The sequence below is a fragment of the Lentzea tibetensis genome (assembly GCF_007845675.1).
Taxonomy (GTDB): domain Bacteria; phylum Actinomycetota; class Actinomycetes; order Mycobacteriales; family Pseudonocardiaceae; genus Lentzea; species Lentzea tibetensis.
Genome location: NZ_VOBR01000011.1, coordinates 152247 through 172085, shown reverse-complemented (window position 1 = coordinate 172085; position 19839 = coordinate 152247). Strand labels below are relative to the sequence as shown.

3 protein-coding genes are annotated in these 19839 nt (G+C 71.4%); all 3 read left to right on the top strand.

All coding sequences use genetic code 11. The annotated features are described in order from the left end of the window. Positions 1–6 precede the first annotated feature (6 nt). From FKR81_RS19125 to FKR81_RS19115, 3 genes are read left to right on the top strand one after another with little or no spacing between them, the layout of a single operon-like run. Positions 7–18381, top strand: coding sequence for a non-ribosomal peptide synthase/polyketide synthase (locus FKR81_RS19125; protein WP_146353442.1), 18375 nt, complete (start codon positions 7–9; stop codon positions 18379–18381). Next, complete coding sequence (locus FKR81_RS19120; protein ID WP_146353441.1) at positions 18378–19595, top strand: MFS transporter; 1218 nt, start codon at positions 18378–18380, stop codon at positions 19593–19595. The genes FKR81_RS19125 and FKR81_RS19120 overlap by 4 nt, the downstream gene beginning before the upstream one ends. After that, the gene (locus tag FKR81_RS19115; protein WP_146353440.1) at positions 19592–19789 is read left to right on the top strand and encodes an MbtH family protein; all 198 of its coding nucleotides are present in this window, start codon (positions 19592–19594) and stop codon (positions 19787–19789) included. The genes FKR81_RS19120 and FKR81_RS19115 overlap by 4 nt, the downstream gene beginning before the upstream one ends. Positions 19790–19839: the final 50 nt, after the last annotated feature.

Sequence of the window (19839 nt, the reverse complement as noted above, 5' to 3'; positions counted from 1 at the left end):
GCTTCCATGACCACCTCGAAGCAGAGCCGCGTCTCCGCGCTGCCCGCACACCTGCAGGAGCAGCTCCGCAAGCGGCTCGCGGGCAACAGCACCGCCGCGGCACCGGTCATCCCGGCGGTGCCGCGCACCGGCCCGCTGCCGCTGTCCCCGGCGCAGCAACGGCTGTGGCTGCTGAACCGGCTCCAGCCCGATGCGAACGACTACAACTCGGCGCGGGCGCTGCGGTTCCGCGGCGCGCTGGACGTCGAGCTGCTGGTGCGGTGCGTGCAACGGCTGCCGCGCAGGCACGAGTCGCTGCGCACGACGTTCGCCGACGGTCCGGTGCAGGTGGTGCACCCGCCGTCCGAGCTGGACGTCCGCCGGGTGTCCTGCCGGCCCGATGAGCTGGACGAGGTGCTGACGGCCGAGTTCGCGCGGCCGTTCGACCTGACCACCGGCCCGCTGCTGCGGGCGCTGCTGGTCCGCGTCGCCGACGACGACCACGTGCTGCTGCTCAGCGCGCACCACATCGTCGTCGACGGCTGGTCGCTCGGCGTGCTGACCGAGGAGCTGGCCGCGCTGTACCGGGGCGAGCAGCTGCCGGACCTGCCGCTGCAGTACGCGGACTTCGCGGTGTGGCAGCGGGAGCAGCCGTTCGACGAGCAGCTGGCCACGTGGCGCGACCGGCTCACCGGCATCGCGCCGCTGGAGCTGCCGACCGACCGGCCGCGTCCCGCTGAGCGCACCGGCGCGGGCTCGGTGCACGAGCTCACCGTGCCCGCCGCGCTGACCGCGCGGCTCACCGAGCTGGCCACCGGGCGCGGCACGACGGTGTTCGCCACCCTGATGGCGGCCTGCCAGGTGCTGTTCGCCCGGTACGCCGGGCAGGACGACGTCGCGATCGGCACGGTCACGTCCGGCCGCGAGCGCTCGGAGCTCAACCGGGTCGTCGGGTTCTTCGTCAACACCGTCGTCGTGCGGTCCATTGTGGACAGTCGTCGTCCGTTCGCCGAGTTCCTCGACGACGTGCGCGACTCGACGATGGACGCGCTGGGCAGCAGGGTGCCGTTCGAGAAGCTGGTCGACGCGGTGAGCGCCGAACGCGACGCGAGCCGCAACCCGCTGTTCGACGTGATGGTGCTGCTGCAGAACACCGAGCGCGCCATGCCGTCGTTTCCCGGTCTCGACGTCGCGGACGTGGCGCTGGACCGCTGGGCCTCGAACTTCGACCTGTGCGTGGAGTTCACGGCGCGTGCCGATGAGCTGGAATGCGCACTGGAGTACAGCACGGATCTGTTCGACGCGGCGACCGTTGAACGGCTCGGCGAGCACCTGCTGGTGCTGCTGGACGGCATCGTCGCCAACCCCGGCACTCCGATCGGCGACCTGCCGCTGCTGACCAGCGCCGAGATCGACGCGACCCGCTCGTGGAACGACACGGCCCTCGATGTTCCGGTCACGACGTTCCACGACGTCTTCGAGCGTCAGGTCGAGAGCACTCCGGACGCCACCGCTCTCGTGTGCGGCGCCGAGTCGTTGACCTACACCGAGCTGAACGAGCGCGCGAACCGGTTGGCGCACCAGCTGATCAGCGACGGCGTGCGGCCGGAGCAGATCGTCGGCGTCTCGATGCCGCGCACGGCCGACGCGATCGTCGCGATCCTCGGTGTGCTCAAGGCGGGTGCGGTGCACCTGCCGATCGACCCGTCGCTGCCGGACGAACGCCGCGAGCAGCTGCGCACCGACTCGGGGGCGGTGCAGGTGCTGACCTCGGTGCCGCAGAACGGCCCCGTCACCAACCCCGTCGTGGACGTGCGGCCGGACAACGCGGCGTACGTCATCTACACCTCCGGTTCGACCGGGACGCCCAAGGGTGTCGTGGTCGAGCACCGGAACCTGGTCAACCTGCTGCACAACCACGTGCACGACTTCGCAGCCAATGACTTCAACACCAGCGAGCGGATCCGGGCCGCGCTGAGCGCGGTGTTCTCGTTCGACACGTCGTGGGAGGGCCCGGTCCTGATGGCCGCCGGGCACGAGCTGCACCTGCTCGGCGACGACGTGCGGCTCGACCCGGACGCGCTGGTCGCCTACGTCGGCGAGCACTCCATCGACTTCCTCGACCTCACGCCGTCCTACCTCCAGCAGCTGATCCCGGCCGGCCTGCTCGACCAGCGGCCGAAGATCCTCATGCTGGGCGGTGAGGCGCTCGGCGAGGCGCTGTGGCGCGAGCTGGCGGCGTCACCCTCGACCGCGAGCCACAACTTCTACGGTCCCACCGAGTGCACGGTCGACGCGGTGTCGTGCCGCGTCACGGGTGACCGGCCGGTGATCGGCGGGCCGTTGCGCAACCTCCAGGCGCACGTGCTGGACGCGGACCTGCGGCCGGTCCCGTCCGGTGTCACGGGTGAGCTGTACCTGTCCGGCGCGCAGGTGGCGCGCGGCTACCTCGGCCGTCCCGGACTCACCGCGTCGCGGTTCGTCGCCAACCCCTTCGGCGACGGCCGGATGTACCGCACCGGCGACCGGGTGCGCTGGACGGCGTCCGGCGAGCTGGAGTACCTGGGCCGCGCGGACGACCAGGTCAAGATCCGCGGTTTCCGGATCGAACCGGGTGAGGTCGAGGCCGCGCTCGTGCGGCACCCGGACGTGTCCGAGGCCGTGGTCGTCGTGCGGTCCGATGGCGGGCACGACCGGCTCGTCGCGTACGTCGTCGGCACGGCGAAGGACCCGCGGTCGTGGCTCAAGCAGAGCCTGCCGGACTACATGGTGCCGTCGGTGTTCATGACGCTCGACCGCATCCCGTTGACGCACAACGGGAAGGTCGACCGCAAGGCGCTGCCCGCTCCGGAGGTGACGCAGGACGGGTTCGTCGCGCCGCGCACGCCGGTCGAGGAGCAGCTGGCGGCCATCTGGTCCGAGGTGCTGGGCGTCGAGCGGGTCGGCGTCGAGGACAACTTCTTCGGGCTCGGCGGCGACTCGATCCTCGGCATCCAGCTGGTGTCCCGCGCCCGCAGGGACGGGCTGAAGCTGTCGTCGCGCGACGTGTTCCGGCACCAGACGATCGCCGAGCTCGCACTCGTCGCCACCCCGGACGAGCAGACCGCGGCCGCACCGGTCATCGAGGGTCCTGCCCCGCTGACGCCGATCCAGCACTGGTTCTTCGCGAACGACGGCGGCAACGACTACACGATGTCGCTGCACGTCGACCTGGTGTCCGATGTGGACTCCGGCAGGCTCACCCGTGCGCTCGGCGCGGTCGTGCGGCACCACGAGGCGTTGCGCACCCGGTTCATCGACGGCCGCCAGGTGGTCACCGACGAGGCGCCGGTGCTGGAGTTCGTCTCGGACGACGACCACGAGAAGCACATCTCGGCCACCCGCCTGGACATCGCGAACGGGCCGGTGCTGCGCGCGGTGGTGTTCACCGGCCCGTCACCCCGGCTGTTCCTCGCCGTGCACCACCTGGTGATCGACGGCGTGTCCTGGCGGATCCTGCTGGAGGACCTGGAGAAGGCGTACCGCGGCGAGCGGCTCGACCCGGTCGGCACGCCGTTCGGCCAGTGGGCGCACCTGCTCCGCGCGCACGTCGAGTCCGGCGCGTTCGCCGACGCGCTCCCCCACTGGCGGGCGCAGCCTGCCGGTGGGGCGCTCGCGTCCGGTGTGCGGCACACGTTCACCGTCGAGCTGGACGAGGCGACGACGTCCGCGCTGCTGCACGACGTCCCGGACGTCTACCGCACGCAGATCAACGACGTGCTGCTGAGCGCGTTGGGCGCGGTGCTGCCGGAGGCGAGCTTCACGCTGGAGGGCCACGGCCGCGAGGACGTGCTCGACGCCGACCTCTCGCGCACCATCGGCTGGTTCACCACCCAGTTCCCGGTGTCGCTGGACATCCCTTCCGGTGACTGGGGCGCGATCCTCAAGTCCGTCAAGGAACAGCTGCGCGCCATCCCGCACAAGGGGCTCTCGTACGAGGCGCTGCGCTACCTCACGCCGGACAGCGAGCTGACCGGCCACCTGCCGGACGTGTGCTTCAACTACCACGGCCAGTGGGACGTGGCGAAGTCTGATCTGTTCGGCGACCGGCACGACGTGCCCGGCCCCGACCTCGCCCGGCACGGCATGGAGATCAACGGCCTCGTCGAGTCCGGCAGGCTGAAGCTCACCTGGTCGCACACGCTGGACGACCACCGCGTGCGCGCCATCGCGACGGCCATGCTCCAGGCGTTGCGCGAGATCGCCGAGCACTGCGCGCACAGCGCGGGCGGCCGCACGCCGTCGGACTTCCCGCTGGCGAAGCTCACCCAGGCCCAGGTCGACGGGCTCGGAGCAGACGTGGAGGACGTCTACCCGCTGACGCCGTTGCAGGCGGGCATGGTGTTCCACAACCTGCTCGACCCCGGCGCGTACGTCGACACGCTCGAGCTGGTCCTCGACGGCGTCACCGACCCGGAGCAGCTGCGCGAGGCGTGGCGGCGGGTGATCGCGCGGACCCCGGCGCTGCGCACCAGCGTCGTGTGGGAGGGCGTCGACGAGCCGGTGCAGGTCGTGCACCGACAGGCGCACCCGTTGCTGCGCATCGACGTCACACCGCTCGGCGACGACCGCGTGCGGCTCGTCTGGGAGTCGCACCACGTGCTGCTCGACGGCTGGAGCACGGCGCAGGTGTTCGCGGACGTCTGCGCTGAGTACCGCGGCGAGCGGCCGGTCACCCGGCGGCCGTTCCGCGACCACCTCGAGTGGCTCTCACGGCAGGACGCCGCCGAGGCCGAGCGGTACTGGCGCGAGACCCTGCGCAGCGCCGAGCCGACGCCGCTGCCGTACGACCACAAGCCCGCCGAGTCGCACCAGGCCGAGTCGAGCGAGTCCGTCCGGATCACCATGTCCACTGAGGACTCCGACGCGCTCAGGAACCTCGCCCGCGAGCACGGGCTGACGGTGAACACACTGGTGCAGGGCGCGTGGGCGATGCTGCTGTCGCGCTGCAGCGGTGAGCGCGACGTCGTGTTCGGCACGACGGTGTCCGGCCGCCCGGCCGAGCTGCCCGGTGTCGAGTCGATGATCGGCATGTTCATCAACACCGTGCCGACCAGGGTGCTCGTGGACGACCGGCCGGTCGTCGACTGGCTGCGCGACCTGCAGAACGCGCAGAGCGACGGCCGCGCGCACGACCACGTGTCGCTCGCGCAGCTCGGCGCCGGTCTGATCAACAGCGTCGTGGTGTTCGAGAACTACCCGTTCGACAAGGCGTCCGACACCGTGCCGCGGGTCGCGGAGGTGCGGGCGAGCGACACGACCAACCTGCCGATCGCGCTCACCGCGTACCTGGACGAGCGGCTGAACTTCGACCTCGCGCACGACCCGCGCCTGTTCGACGTCGCGACGGCGCGCCGCATGGCGGACCGGCTGTGCATGCTGCTCACCGGCATCGCCGCGGACCCGAGCCGCACGGTCGGCGAGCTGCCGTGGCTGACCCCGGCCGAGCGCAACCAGGTGCTGGCGCTGTGGAACGACACCGCGCTGCCGACCTCCGGCGAGCTGTTCCACCAGGTGTTCGAGCGCCAGGTCGAGCGCACGCCGGACGCGGTCGCCATGCCAGGACTCACGTTCACCGAGCTCAACCTGATGGCGAACCGGCTGGCGCACAAGCTGATCGCCGACGGCATCGGCCCCGAGCGCGTCGTCGCGCTGGCACTCCCGCGCACCGCCGAGATGATCGTCGGCATCCTCGCGGTGCTCAAGGCGGGCGGCGCGTACCTGCCGATCGAACGCGACCTGCCGCGCGAGCGGTTCGACCTGATCGTCGCCGACGCGGGCGCCCGCGTCGTGCTGACGTCGTCGCCGGACACCCTCGACCACCCGGACACCAACCCGGATGTGCTGGTGCGGCCGGCGAACCCGGCGTACGTGATCTACACCTCGGGCTCGACCGGCAAGCCGAAGGGCGTCGTCGTCGAGCACCGCCAGCTGGCGAACCTCTACGCCGACCACTGGGACACGCTCATCCCGGACAGCCACGTGCAGCAGCGGTTCGCGCTCACCGCGGTGTTCTCGTTCGACACGTCGTGGGAGGGCCTGCTGTTCCTCGCCGCGGGCCACCAGCTGCACGTGATCGACTCCGAGCTGCGGCTCGACCCGCCCGCGCTCGTCCGGTACGTGACCGAACACCGCATCGACGTCATGGACGTGACGCCGACGTACGCGCAGCAGCTGATCCCGGCCGGCCTGCTGGAGTCCGGGCTCAGCGTGCTCATGTTCGGCGGCGAGGCCGTGAGCGACGCGCTGTGGCTGCAGGTGCGGCAGCATCCGCGCGTCACCGGCCACAACTACTACGGCCCAACGGAATGCGCCGTCGACGCGACGTACTGCACGCTCGCCGACCACGACCGGCCGGTGATCGGCAGGCCCGGTGGCAACCTGGAGGCGTTCGTGCTGGACGCGAGCCTGCGTCCGGTGCCGCCCGGTGTGCCCGGCGAGCTGTACATCGCCGGTGAGCAGGTCGCGCGCGGCTACCTCGGCCTGCCCGGTCTCACGGCGTCCCGGTTCGTCGCCAACCCGTACGGCCCGGCCGGGTCGCGCATGTACGCGACCGGCGACCGGGTTCGCTGGCTGGACAACGGGATGCTCGACTACCTCGGCCGCGCCGACGACCAGGTCAAGATCCGCGGCATGCGGGTCGAGCCGGGCGAGATCGAGGCCGCGCTCCGCTCGATCCCCGGTGTCCGCGAGGCCTCGGTCGTCGTGCACGACCAGCGTCTCGTCGCCTACTTCGTCGGTGCGGCGGAGACGGACCCGCGTGCGGCTCTGTCCGCTGCTCTGCCCGATCACCTGGTGCCGTCGGCGTTCGTCCAGCTCGACGAGCTGCCGATGACGCCGAGCGGCAAGCTGGACCGGAAGGCGTTGCCCGCGCCCGAGTTCACCTCGGCGGAGTTCGTGGCACCGCGCACGCACACCGAGCGGGTGATCGCGGACGCGTGGGCCGAGGTGCTCGGCGTCGAGCGAGTCGGCGCGCACGACAACTTCTTCGCGCTCGGCGGTGACTCGATCCTCAGCATCCGGGTGATCTCCCGGCTGCGCGCGACGTTCGGCGTGCATCTCTCGCCGCGCGCGGTGTTCCAGCACCCGACGGTCGCCGGGCTCGCGTCCGTGCTACCGTCGGACGAGGCCGACGCGATCCCCTGTGCACCAAGGGATCAGGCCCTGCCCCAGTCGTTCGCCCAGCAGCGGCTGTGGTTCCTGGACCAGTTCGAGCCGGGTGGCACCGAGTACATCACGCCGACCGCGCTGCGGCTGCGCGGTGAGCTCGACCTCGACCGGCTCAACGACGCGCTGACCGCGCTGGTGGCGCGGCACGAGTCGCTGCGCACGACGTTCGACGACGGTGTGCAGGTCGTGCACGAGCCGTACCGGGTGACCGTGCCGGTCATCGAAGGCTTGCTCGACGAGATCCTGCTGGCGGAGACGACCGCGCCGTTCGACCTGCGCACCGGTCCGCTGCTGCGGACCTGCCTCGTGTCCGTGGACGACGACGAGCACGTGCTGGTGCTGACGCTGCACCACATCGTCACCGACGGCTGGTCGACGAGCGTCCTGACCGAAGAGCTCGCCACCCTGTACGCCGGCGGCGAGCTGCCCGCACCACCGGTGCAGTACGCGGACTTCGCGGTGTGGCAGCGCGAACAGGACCTGGACGGCCAGCTCGAGTACTGGCGCACTCAGCTCGCCGGGGTGGCGCCGCTGGAGCTGCCGCTCGACCGGCCGCGCCCGGCGGTGCGGACGAGCGCGGGCGCGATGCACGAGTTCGAGGTGCCCACCGAGGTGCTGGCCTCGTTGCGGGACGACGACACCACGCTGTTCATGACGCTGGTCGCCGCGTGCCAGCTGCTGTTCGCCCGGTACTCCGGCCAGGAGGACGTCGCGGTCGGCACGGTCACGTCCGGCCGCGAGCGCGCCGAGCTGGAGCACGTCATCGGGTTCTTCGTGAACACCGTCGTGCTGCGGTCCACCGTGGACCCGGCCAGGCCGTTCGGCGAGCTGCTGGCCGGCGTGCGGCGGACCGTGCTGGACGCGTTCGACCACCAGGACGTGCCGTTCGAGCGGGTCGTCGACGCGCTGCGGCCCGAGCGCGACACAAGCCGCAACCCGCTGTTCGACGTGATGGTGCTGCTCCAGAACACCGCGGGCGAGGTGCCGGACATCCCCGGTCTCGCCGTCAGCGAGGTGCGGCTGCCGGTCGTCACGTCCACCTGCGACCTCACCATCGAGTTCCAGGAGCAGGGCGACGTGCTGCGCGGCGCGTTCGAGTACAACACCGGCCTGTTCGACGCCGGGACGATCGAGCGGATGGCGCACCACCTCGTCGTGCTGCTCACCGAGGTCGCCGCGGGCCGTCCGGTCACGATGCTCGACGACGCCGAACGCGACCGCGTGCTGACGGCGTGGAACGACACCGCGCTGGACGTGCCCGCGCTGCCGTTCCCTCGGCTCTTCGAGGCGCAGGCCGCGCGCACGCCGGACGCGACCGCTCTGGTCTGCGAGGACGAGCGGCTCACGTTCGCCGAGCTGGACGCGCGGGCGAACCGGCTGGCGCACCGGCTGATCGCCGACGGTGCGGGCCCGGAGCGGGTCGTGGCGCTGAAGCTGCCGCGCACCGCGGACTTCGTGGTCGCGCTGCTCGGCGTGCTGAAGGCGGGTGCGGTGTACCTGCCGGTCGACCGCGACCTGCCCGCCGACCGGATCGAGCTCCTGCTGCGGGACGCGAACCCGGTAGCCGTGCTGGAGGAGATCAGCGATCTTTCGGGATGGTCTTCGACGAACCCCGGTGTCGAGGTCGACCCGGCGAGCACCGCGTACGTCATCTACACCTCCGGCTCGACCGGCACACCGAAGGGTGTCGCGGTCGAGCACCGCAACCTGACCAACCTGGTGGCCAACCACGCCACCCACTTCGGCCGCCACGCGAAGCTGCGCGCCGCGTTGACCGCGGTGTTCTCGTTCGACACGTCGCTCGAAGGCCTGGTGATGCTCGCGAACGGCCACGAGCTGCACCTGATCTCCGACGACGTGCGCCGCGAGCCGGAGGCGCTGGTCGGCTACGTCGGCGCGCACGGCATCGACTTCCTCGACCTCACGCCCGCGTACGCGCAGCAGCTGGTCGCGGCCGGTCTGCTCGACCACGAGCCGAAGATCATCATGATCGGTGGCGAGGCGGTCGGTGCGGACCTGTGGCGGCGGCTGGCCGAGGCGGGCAGCACGGTCCACAACTTCTACGGCCCCACCGAGTGCACGGTCGACGCGACCGCGTGCGAGGTCACCGGCACCCGCCCGGTGATCGGCTGGCCGCTGCGCAACCAGCGGGCGCACGTGCTCGACGCCGACCTCCGGCCGGTCCCGGTCGGCGTCCCCGGCGAGCTGTACGTCTCCGGTGCGCAGGTCACCCGCGGCTACCTCAACCGGCCCGGCCTGACCGCGCAACGGTTCATCGCCAACCCGTTCGGCGCCGGTCGCATGTACGCGACCGGCGACCGGGTCCGGTGGCTCGGCGACGGCACGATCGAATACCTCGGCCGCACCGACGAGCAGGTGAAGATCCGCGGGTTCCGCATCGAGCCGGGCGAGGTGGAAGCCGTTCTGCTGCAACACCCCGGAGTCTCGTCAGCCGTGGTCGTCGCCCGCGAGGTCAACGGCCACAAGCGTCTCGTCGCGTACGTGGTGGGCACGACCGATCTGGCCGAGTGGGCGGGCCGGTCGCTGCCGGCGCACATGGTGCCGTCGGCGTTCGTCGAGCTGGCCGAGGTGCCGCTCACGCCCAGCGGCAAGGTGGACCGGCGGGCGCTGCCCGAACCGGTGTTCGCCGAGTCCACGCACACCGCACCGCGCAACGAGACCGAACAGGTCCTGGCCCGCATCTGGGCCGAGGTGCTGGGTGTCGACGGCGTCGGGATCGAGGACAACTTCTTCGGTCTCGGCGGCGACTCGATCCTCAGCATGCAGGTGGTCGCGCGCGCCCGTCGTGAAGGTCTGCTCCTGACGTCCAAGGACGTCTTCCTGCACCAGACCGTCGCGATGCTGTCGACCGCCGTGCGTCAGGCGCCGGAGCCGGTGCACCACGACCTGGTCACCGGCCCGGCTCCCCTGACGCCCGTCCAGCACTGGTTCTTCGCGAACGACGGTTCGAACGACTACACGATGTCGATGTACGTCGAGCTGGCGCCCGACGTCGACGCCGAGGCGCTGGCCCGCGCGGTCGAGGTCGTCGCCGAGCACCACGAGGCGCTGCGCATGCGGTTCGCGGACGGCAGGCAGGACTTCGTCGCCGTCACACCGCGCCTGGAGTTCGCGTCCGAAGTGGAGGTCCAGGCCGTCGACATCACCGGCGGACCGGTGCTGCGGGCCGTGCTGGTCGACGGGACCAGGCTCCACCTCACCGTGCACCACCTGGTGATGGACGCCGTGTCGTGGCGGATCCTCCTGGAGGACCTGGAGACCGCGTACCGCGGCGAGCCGCTGCCACCGCGGACCACGGCGTTCACGCAGTGGGCGCACCGGCTCGCGGCGCACGTCGCGTCCGGCGCGTTCGCCGACGCGCTCCCCCACTGGCGGGCCATCCGGCTCGGCGAGGCCACCGTGCCCGCCGCACGCCGCCAGTTCACCACCGAGCTCGACGAGGCGACCACGTCCGCACTGCTGCACGACGTCCCGGACGTCTACCGCACGCAGGTCAACGACGTGCTGCTCAGCGCGCTCGGCAAGGTGTTCGGGCACTTCACGCTCGAGGGCCACGGCCGCGAGGACGTCGTCGAAGGCGCCGACATCTCCCGCACGATCGGCTGGTTCACCAGCCAGTTCCCGGTGTCGCTCGACATCCCCGACGGCGACTGGGGCGCGATCCTCAAGTCCGTCAAGGAACAGCTCCGCGCGATCCCGCACAAGGGCCTGTCCTACGAGGCGCTGCGCTACCTCACCCCGGACAGCGGCCTCACCGGCGACCTGCCGGACGTGTGCTTCAACTACCTCGGCCAGTGGGACGTGGCGTCCGAAAAGGACGGTCTGTTCCGCGACCGGCTCGACACCCCCGGCCAGGACGCGGTGTCGACGCACCTGGTCGACATCACCGCGGCCGTCGAGAACGGCAGGCTCGTCTTCGACTGGGACCACGGACTCGACGACGAAGCGGCGCGCGCACTCGCCGGCGAAGTGCTCACGGCGTTGCGGGAGATCGTCGAGCACTGCGCGCACAGCGCGGGCGGCCGCACGCCGTCGGACTTCCCGCTGGCGAAGCTGACCCAGGCGCAGGTGGACGCGCTCGGCGCGGTGGAGGACGTGTACCCGCTGACGCCGCTGCAGTCCGGCATGGTGTTCCACACCCTGCTCGACGAGGACGCCTACACCGACCGGCTCGAGCTGGTGCTGCACGGCGTCACCGACGCCGATGCGCTGCGCGAGGCGTGGTGCCGGGTCATCGCCCGCACCCCGATCCTGCGCACGAACGTGGTGTGGGAAGGCGTGGACGAGCCGCTGCAGGTGGTGCGCGCCGAGCAGTCGGACCTGCTCTCCATCGAGATCACCGAGCTCGACGCGCACAGCGTGCGGCTCGTCTGGTCGACGCACCACGTGCTGCTCGACGGCTGGAGCACCGCGCAGGTCTTCGCCGAGGTGTGCGAGCAGTACCGGGCGATCACCACCGGCAGGGAGCCGCGGCTGGAGATCCGCCGACCGTTCCGCGACTACATCCAGTGGCTGCTCGCGCAGGACCAGCGGGAGGCCGAGACGCACTGGCGGCAGGTGCTGGACGGCGCCGAGCTGACGCCGCTGCCGTACGACCGGGTGCCGTCCGACGCGCACAACACCGAGTCGAGCGCGGACGTCCGCCTCGACCTGCCGGTGTCCGCGCTCGACCGGATGGCGCGCCAGCACGGGCTCACGGTCAACACCGTGGTCCAGGGTGCGTGGGCGATCCTGCTGTCCCGGTTGAGCGGCAGGCGCGACGTCGTGTTCGGCAGCACGGTGTCCGGTCGTCCCGCCGAGCTCGCGGGCGTCGAGTCGATGATCGGCATGTTCATCAACACCGTGCCGACCAGGGTGCTCGTGGACGACCGGCCGGTCGCCGAGTGGCTGCGCGACCTCCAGGCCGCGCAGAGCGAGGCGCGGCTGTTCGACCACGTGTCGCTGGCGCAGCTGCAGAACTGGTGCGGCGGCAAGCTGTTCGACAGCCTCCTCGCGTTCGAGAACTACCCGGTCGGCGACGACGACGGCGGCCTGCGGGTCGAGGTCGTGGACGGCAGGGACACGACCACGCTGCCGCTCGCGATCCGCGCGCACGCGGACGACCAGCTGCACCTCGAGCTCACCTTCGACCCGCGACTGTTCGACACCGGCACCGTCGCGCGGCTCGGCCAGCGGCTCGCGTTGCTGCTGGACGAGCTGGCGGCCAAGCCGGACCGGCCGTTGTCCGAGCTGCGCTGGATGTCGTCCGACGAGGAGCACCAGGTCGTCGTCGAGTGGAACGGCACCGCGACCGGCCGCCCGGCGACGACGATCCCGGAGCTGTTCGCGGCACAGGCCCGGCGCACGCCGGACAACATCGCGCTCACCTGCGACGGCGTGCACCTCACGTACGCCGAGCTGAACGCGCGGGCGAACCGGCTGGCGCACCTGCTGATCGAGCAGGGCGCCGGGCCGGAGCGGTTCGTCGCGCTGCGCCTGCCGCGCGGGCTCGATCTCGTCGTGGCGATCCTCGCGGTGCTGAAGTCCGGCGCCGCCTACCTGCCGATCGACCTCAGCTACCCGCCGGACCGGGTGCGCCGGATGCTCGAGGACACCCAGCCGGTCGTCGGGCTCGACGCGATGCCCGAGCTGTGGAACCACCAGGACACCGACCCGGTCACTCCACTTCGGACGGACAACTCCGCCTACGTCATCTACACGTCCGGCTCGACCGGCGTGCCCAAGGGCGTCGTCGTCCCGCACGCCAACGTGATCCGGCTGTTCGAGCAGACCCGGCAGTGGTTCTCGTTCGACGAGAACGACGTGTGGACGCTGTTCCACTCGTGCGCGTTCGACTTCTCGGTGTGGGAGCTGTGGGGCCCGCTGCTGCACGGCGGCCGGCTCGTGGTCGTGCCGCACGAGGTCTCGCGGTCGCCCGAGGCGTTCCTGCGGCTGCTCGCCGACGAGCACGTCACCGTGCTCAACCAGACGCCGTCGGCGTTCTACCAGCTGATGGCCTGCGAGCAGGTCGACCTCTCGCTGCGCTACGTGATCTTCGGCGGCGAGGCGCTCGACCTGTGGCGGCTCAGGGACTGGTACGCGCGGCACGACGCCGTGCTCGTCAACATGTACGGCATCACCGAGACCACGGTGCACGTCTCCTACCTGGCGCTGGACGAACAGACCGCGGCGTCCGCGCCGGGCAGCATGATCGGCACCGGCATCCCGGACCTGCGGGTGTACGTGCTCGACGAGGACCTGCGGCCGGTGCCGCCGGGCGTGACCGGCGAGATGTACGTGGCGGGCGAAGGCCTGGCGCGCGGCTACCTCAACCGGCCCGGCCTGACGTCGGAACGGTTCATCGCGAACCCCTTCGAGTCTGGCCGCATGTACAAGACCGGTGACCTCGCCCGCTGGCAGGACGGTCAGCTCGAGTACCTGGGCCGCGCCGACCACCAGGTCAAGATCCGCGGCTTCCGCATCGAGCTGGGCGAGATCGAGGCCGTGCTCCACCCGGCCGTGCGACAGGTCGCGGTCGTCGAACGGGATCAGCGGCTCGTCGCGTACGTCGTCGGCGACGCGACCGTCGCGGAACTGCGCGAGCTGGCGGCGACCTCGCTGCCGGACTACATGGTGCCGTCGGCGTTCGTGCACCTGGACCACCTGCCGCTCAACTCGAACGGCAAGCTGGACCGGCGCGCACTGCCCGAGCCCGGCCGCGAGTCGGCCACCAGCGCGGAGTTCGTCGCTCCGCGCGACCGGACCGAACGCGTGATCGCGGACGTCTGGGCCGACGTGCTCGGCGTCGAGCGGGTCGGTGTCGCGGACAGCTTCTTCGAGCTGGGCGGCGACTCGATCAGCAGCATCCGGGTGATCTCCCGGCTGCGCACCGAGTTCGGCGCCGACCTCTCGCCGCGCGACCTGTTCGACCACCCGACGGTCGAGCGGCTGGCGCGGGTGCTGCCGGACCGCGGCATGACGACGATCCCGGTCGTCTCGCGGGACGGCGAGCTGGAGCTGTCGTTCGCGCAGCAGCGGCTGTGGTTCCTCGACCAGTTCGAGCCGGGCGGCACCGAGTACGTGACGCCGCTCGCGGTGCGGCTGACAGGCGCACTCGACGTCGACGCGTTGTCCCGTGCGGTGACCGGGCTGGTGGCCAGGCACGAGGCGCTGCGCACGACGTTCCGCTCGGCCGACGGGCACGGCGTCCAGGTCGTGCACCCGCCCGCCCCGGTGGAGATCCCGGTGGTCACCGGTGACGTCGGCGAGCTGCTGGCTCGCGCGGCCACCACGCCGTTCGACCTCACCACCGGTCCGCTGCTGCGGCCGTTGCTGATCAGGGTTTCGCCTGATGAGCACGTGCTGGCGCTGACGATGCACCACATCGTCACCGACGGCTGGTCCGGCGGGCTGATCATGGAGGAGCTCTGCGCGCTGTACGCGGGCGAGGAGCTGCCTGAGCTGCCCGTGCAGTACGCGGACTTCGCCGCCTGGCAACGGTCCCTGCCGCTGGTGCCACAGCTCGACTACTGGCGTGCGCAGCTCGCCGGCGTCACGGCGCTGGAGCTGCCGACCGACCGGCCCCGACCGCCGGTGCACACGACCAACGGCGCGGAGCTCCAGTTCACCGTGCCGGCCGAGGGACTGCGCGCGCTGGCGCGGAGCCACGACAGCACGCTGTTCACCGCACTGGTCTCCGCCTGCACGGTGTTGCTGCACCGCTGGTCCGGGCAGGACGACGTGACCATCGGCACCGTGACGTCGGGCCGTGAGCACCCGGAGCTGGAGCGACTGGTCGGCTTCTTCGTCAACACGCTCGCGCTGCGGTCCACTGTGGACGGAGAGCGGAGCTTCACCGACCTGCTCGGCTCGGTGCGCTCGACCGTGCTGGACGCGTTCGCGCACCAGGACGTGCCGTTCGAGCGCGTGGTGGACGCGGTCGCACCGGAGCGCGACACCAGCCGCACGCCCCTGTTCGGGGTGCTGGTGGCGTTGCAGAACGCACCGAGCCAGGTCACCGGGCTGCCCGGTCTGGAGGCGACGGACGTCGAGACCGCCGTGCACACGGCGAGCTTCGACGTGGCGTTCGAGTTCACCGAGGACGGCGACGAGTTGCACGGCACCGTCACCTACAACACCGACCTGTTCGACCGCTCGACCGCTGCCCGGCTCGCCGAACACCTCTCCCTGCTGCTGGAGGGAATCGTGGCCGCGCCGGACGTCCCGGTCGCGTCGCTGCCGATGCTGCCTCCGGCCGAGCTGGAGCAGCTGGACCTGTGGAACAACACGACCCGCTACGTCGAGCCCGCCACGTTCGCGCAGCTGGTCGAGGCACAGGTCGAGCGGACGCCGGACGCACCGGCGCTGGTGTTCGACGGCGGTGAGGTCACCTTCGCCGAACTGAACGCGTGGGCGAACCAGCTCGCGCGGCTGCTCATCACGCGGGGTGCCGGGCCGGAGCGGATCGTGGCGGTCCAGCTGCCGAGGTCGGTGGAGATCGTGGTCACCGAGCTGGCCGTGGCGAAGGCCGGCGCGGCGTTCCTGCCGGTCGACCCGAACTACCCGGCCGAGCGCATCGAGTTCATGCTCGGCGACGCCGCGCCGGTGTTCGTGGTCGACGAGCCGCTGGACGCGTCCGGTTTCCCGGACACGAACCTGGACGTGCTGGTCGACGTGGCCAACCCGGCGTACGTGATCTACACGTCCGGCTCGACCGGGCGCCCCAAGGGTGTCGTCGTGTCGCACGCCGGGCTGGCCTCGTTCGCCGCGGCGGAGATCGACCACTTCCAGGTGCGGCCGGGCGACCGGGTGCTGGAGTTCTCCTCCCCGAGCTTCGACGCGTCGGTCCTGGAGCTGTGCATGTCACTACCCGCGGGCGCGGCTCTGGTCGTGCCGCCGGACGGCCCGCTGCTCGGTGCGCAGCTGGCCGATGTCCTGCGCTCGCACCGGGTCACGCACGCGCTGATCCCGCCGGTGGCGATGGCGACCGTGCCGGAAGTGCCGCTGCCGGACTTCCGCACGCTGGTCGTCGGTGGTGACACGTGCTCGGCCGAGCTGGTCGCGCGGTGGGCCCCCGGCCGCCGGATGATCAACGCGTACGGGCCGACCGAGTCCACCGTGGTCACCACGTGGAGCTCTCCGCTGACGCCGGGCGGGACTCCGCCGATCGGCGGGCCGATCTGGAACACCGAGGTGCACGTGCTGGACGGCTCGCTGCGGCCGGTGCCGATCGGGGTCGCGGGTGAGCTGTACGTCAGCGGCCCCGGACTGGCACGCGGTTACCTGAACCGGCCCGGCCTGACGTCGTCGAGGTTCCTGCCGAACCCGTTCGGCGTGCCCGGTTCGCGCATGTACCGCACGGGTGACGTGGTGCGCTGGGACGGTTCCGGCGCGCTGCACTTCGTCGGCCGCGTCGACGAGCAGGTCAAGATCCGCGGGTTCCGGGTGGAGCTCGGTGAGATCGAGACCGTGCTGCTGCGCCACCCCGCGGTGCGCGAGACGGTCGTCGTGGCGCAGGAGTTCAACGGTCACAAGCGACTTGTCGCGTACGTGGTCGGTGACGTGGCCGACCTGCGGCGGCACCTGAGCGACGCACTGCCGGAGTACCTGGTGCCGTCGGCGTTCGTACCTGTGGACGCGATCCCGATGAGCCCCAACGGGAAGGTGGATCGCAGGGCGCTGCCGGTGCCGGACCTGTCGGCGCTGCGCACCGCCGGGTACGTGGCGCCGCGGACGCCGGTCGAGGAGTCGCTCGCCGGGCTGTGGGCGGACGTGCTCGGCGTGGACCGGGTCGGGATCGAGGACAACTTCTTCTCGCTCGGCGGTGACTCGATCCTGAGCATCCAGGTCGTCGCGCGGGCCAGGAAGATCGGCCTGCGGCTCGCGACGAAGGACCTGTTCCTGCACCAGACGATCGCCGAGCTGTCCGGCCACGTCACGGTCTCGGACGACACCGGCGACCGCGCCGAGGTCGTCGGCGACGTGCCGCTGACGCCGATCCAGCAGTGGTTCTTCCACTCCGATCGGCGATCACCGCACCACTTCAACCAGTCGCACCTGGTCGAGCTCACCGGCACGCCCGACGTCCCCGCGCTGCGGGCGGCACTGGCGGCGCTGGTGGCTCACCACGACGCGCTGCGCATGCGGTACGCGTTCGACGGTGTCTGGAAGCAGCACAATCCGGGCGTCACGCCGGTGGACGTGCTGACCGTCCACCCGGCCGACGAGCTGGAGGAGGTCGCGGACGAGCTGCACGCGAGCTTCGACCTGTCCGGCGGACCGTTGCTGCGGGCCGCGTTGTTCGGCGGCTCGTGCCTGTTCCTGGTGGCGCACCACCTCGTGGTGGACGGCGTGTCGTGGCGCATCCTGCTCGACGACCTCGACACCGCCTACCACCAGGCGGTGCGCGGTGAGCCGATCGACCTCGGCGTGAAGACGACGTCGGTGCTCTCCTGGGCTCGGCAGCTCTCGTCCGCGGTGGACGCGGGCACGTTCGACTCCGAGATCCCGCACTGGGAGTCGGTGCCGGACTGGTCGCCTTCCCTCGCCGCCGGACCGGAGGACGCGATGGCGTTCGAGCTCTCGGCCTCGGACACCGACGCGCTGCTGCGCGGCGCGCCCGCCGCGTACCGGACGGGCATCAACGACGTGCTGCTCGGCGCACTGGCGTGGGCGCTGGGCCGCTGGACGGGTGCGCCGTCGGTGACGATCGACCTGGAGGGCCACGGCCGCGAGGACGTGTTCGACGGCGTCGACCTGTCCCGCACGGTCGGCTGGTTCACCACGATGTTCCCGGTGCGGCTCGACGTGCCCGACGGGTCGTGGCGCGATCTGGTGAAGTCGGTGCGCAAGCAGCTGCGCCGGTTGCCGGGCAACGGTTTCGGCTACGGCGCTTTGCGGTGGGCGGGCAAGGCGCCCGCGGTCAGCCCGCCGGTGTCGTTCAACTACCTGGGCCAGTTCGACTCGCGGGCCGAGGACGCGTCGCAGAGCCTGTTCGGCACCGTGTTGCCCGCCGTCGGCCAGGAGCACGACCCGGCGGACCGCGATCCGCACGTGCTCCAGGTGGTCGGCGAGGTCGGCGACGGACGCATGACGTTCAGCGTCGTGCACCGCCTCGCCTCGGTCGACGGGTTCGTGGCGGACTTCCAGGCCGCGCTGCGGGCCATCGCGGCGGACTGCCGGGGTGCGCTGTGACCGCGGTTCCTCTGTCCCGCAACAGGAACTACACCCTGCTGTGGGGCAGCCAGGCGGTGTCCGAGGTCGGGTTCAACGCGTCGCTGATCGCGTTCCCGCTCGTGGTGCTGGCGGTCACCGGATCGCCCGCCGCGTCGGGCGTCGTGCTCGCCGCGGACGCGATCGCCCAGCTCGTCGTCGGCCTGCCCGGCGGCGCGCTGGTCGACCGGTGGGACCGCCGCCGGGTGATGCTGTGGTGCGAGGCCGTGCAGGCGGTGTCGCTCGTCAGCCTGGCGCTGGCGCTCTGGCAGGGCTCGGCCTCGTTGCCGCACATGGTGTTCGTCGCCGCGGTGATGGGTGCGTGCCGCGCTCTGTTCGAACCCGCGGAGGACGCCACGCTGCCGTCCGTCGTACCGGACTCGCAGCTGGCGACGGCCGTGGCGATGAACTCGGCGCGCTCGTCGGTCGGGCAGATGGCGGGCACGGCGCTGGGTGGCTTTCTGGTCGCGTTGGGCCGCTGGGTGCCGTTCGCCGTGGACGCTTTCACGCACGTGGTCGCGTTCGTCGGCCTGTGCTTCCTGCGCGTGGCACCGCGCCCGGTGACCCGTGCGCCGATGCGCCACCTCGGCCGCGAGATGCTCGACGGCCTGCGCTGGGTGTGGCAACGGCCGGAGATGCGCGCGACCGCGGTGTGCGCGGTGGTGCTGAACCTGTTCTTCTCCGCCTACTACCTGGTGATCATCGTGCTGGCGCAGGGCCGCGGCGTGCCGTCGTCCGAGATCGGCGTGATGGCCGCGATGCTGGGTGTGGGCGGAGTGGTGGGTGCGCTGATCGCGCCCCACCTGGTGTCCCGGCTCTCCCCGCACGTGTGCATCGCAGGCGTGTTCTGGGCACTGACCCTGTTGGCGCCCATGGCGGTGTTCGTCCACAACGGATACCTCATGGGCGCCCTGTTCGCCGGAATGGCGCTGCTCGCGCCGACCGCGAACACCACGATCAGCACGCACCAGCTGCTGCTCACCCCGGACTCGATGCGCGGACGGCTGAGCGGCGTGATGAACGTCGTCGTCGGCACGGCCGCCGCACTCGGCCCGGCGCTGGGCGGCGTGCTGGTCGAGCTGCTCCCCGGATCCGGCGCTGTGCTGCTGTGCGCGGGCGGCATCGCGATCGTCACGGTCATGGTGACCGTGAACCCCGTTCTCCGCGCATATCCGCGAAAGGACGTCATGGCATGAGGGACGACATCTCCTACCAGGTGCTCGTCAACGACGAGGACCAGTACTCGCTCTGGCCCGCCTCGCACGAGGTCCCCGCGGGCTGGCGCCCGGACGGCTTCCGCGGCACCAAGGACGAGTGCTCCGCCCACGTCGACGAGGTGTGGACCGACATGCGGCCGCGCAGCCTGCGCGAGCGCATGGCCGCCGGCTGAGCTCGCGGCGCCTGACGCCGGGACGATCGAGGTGCCTGACACCGGATCGT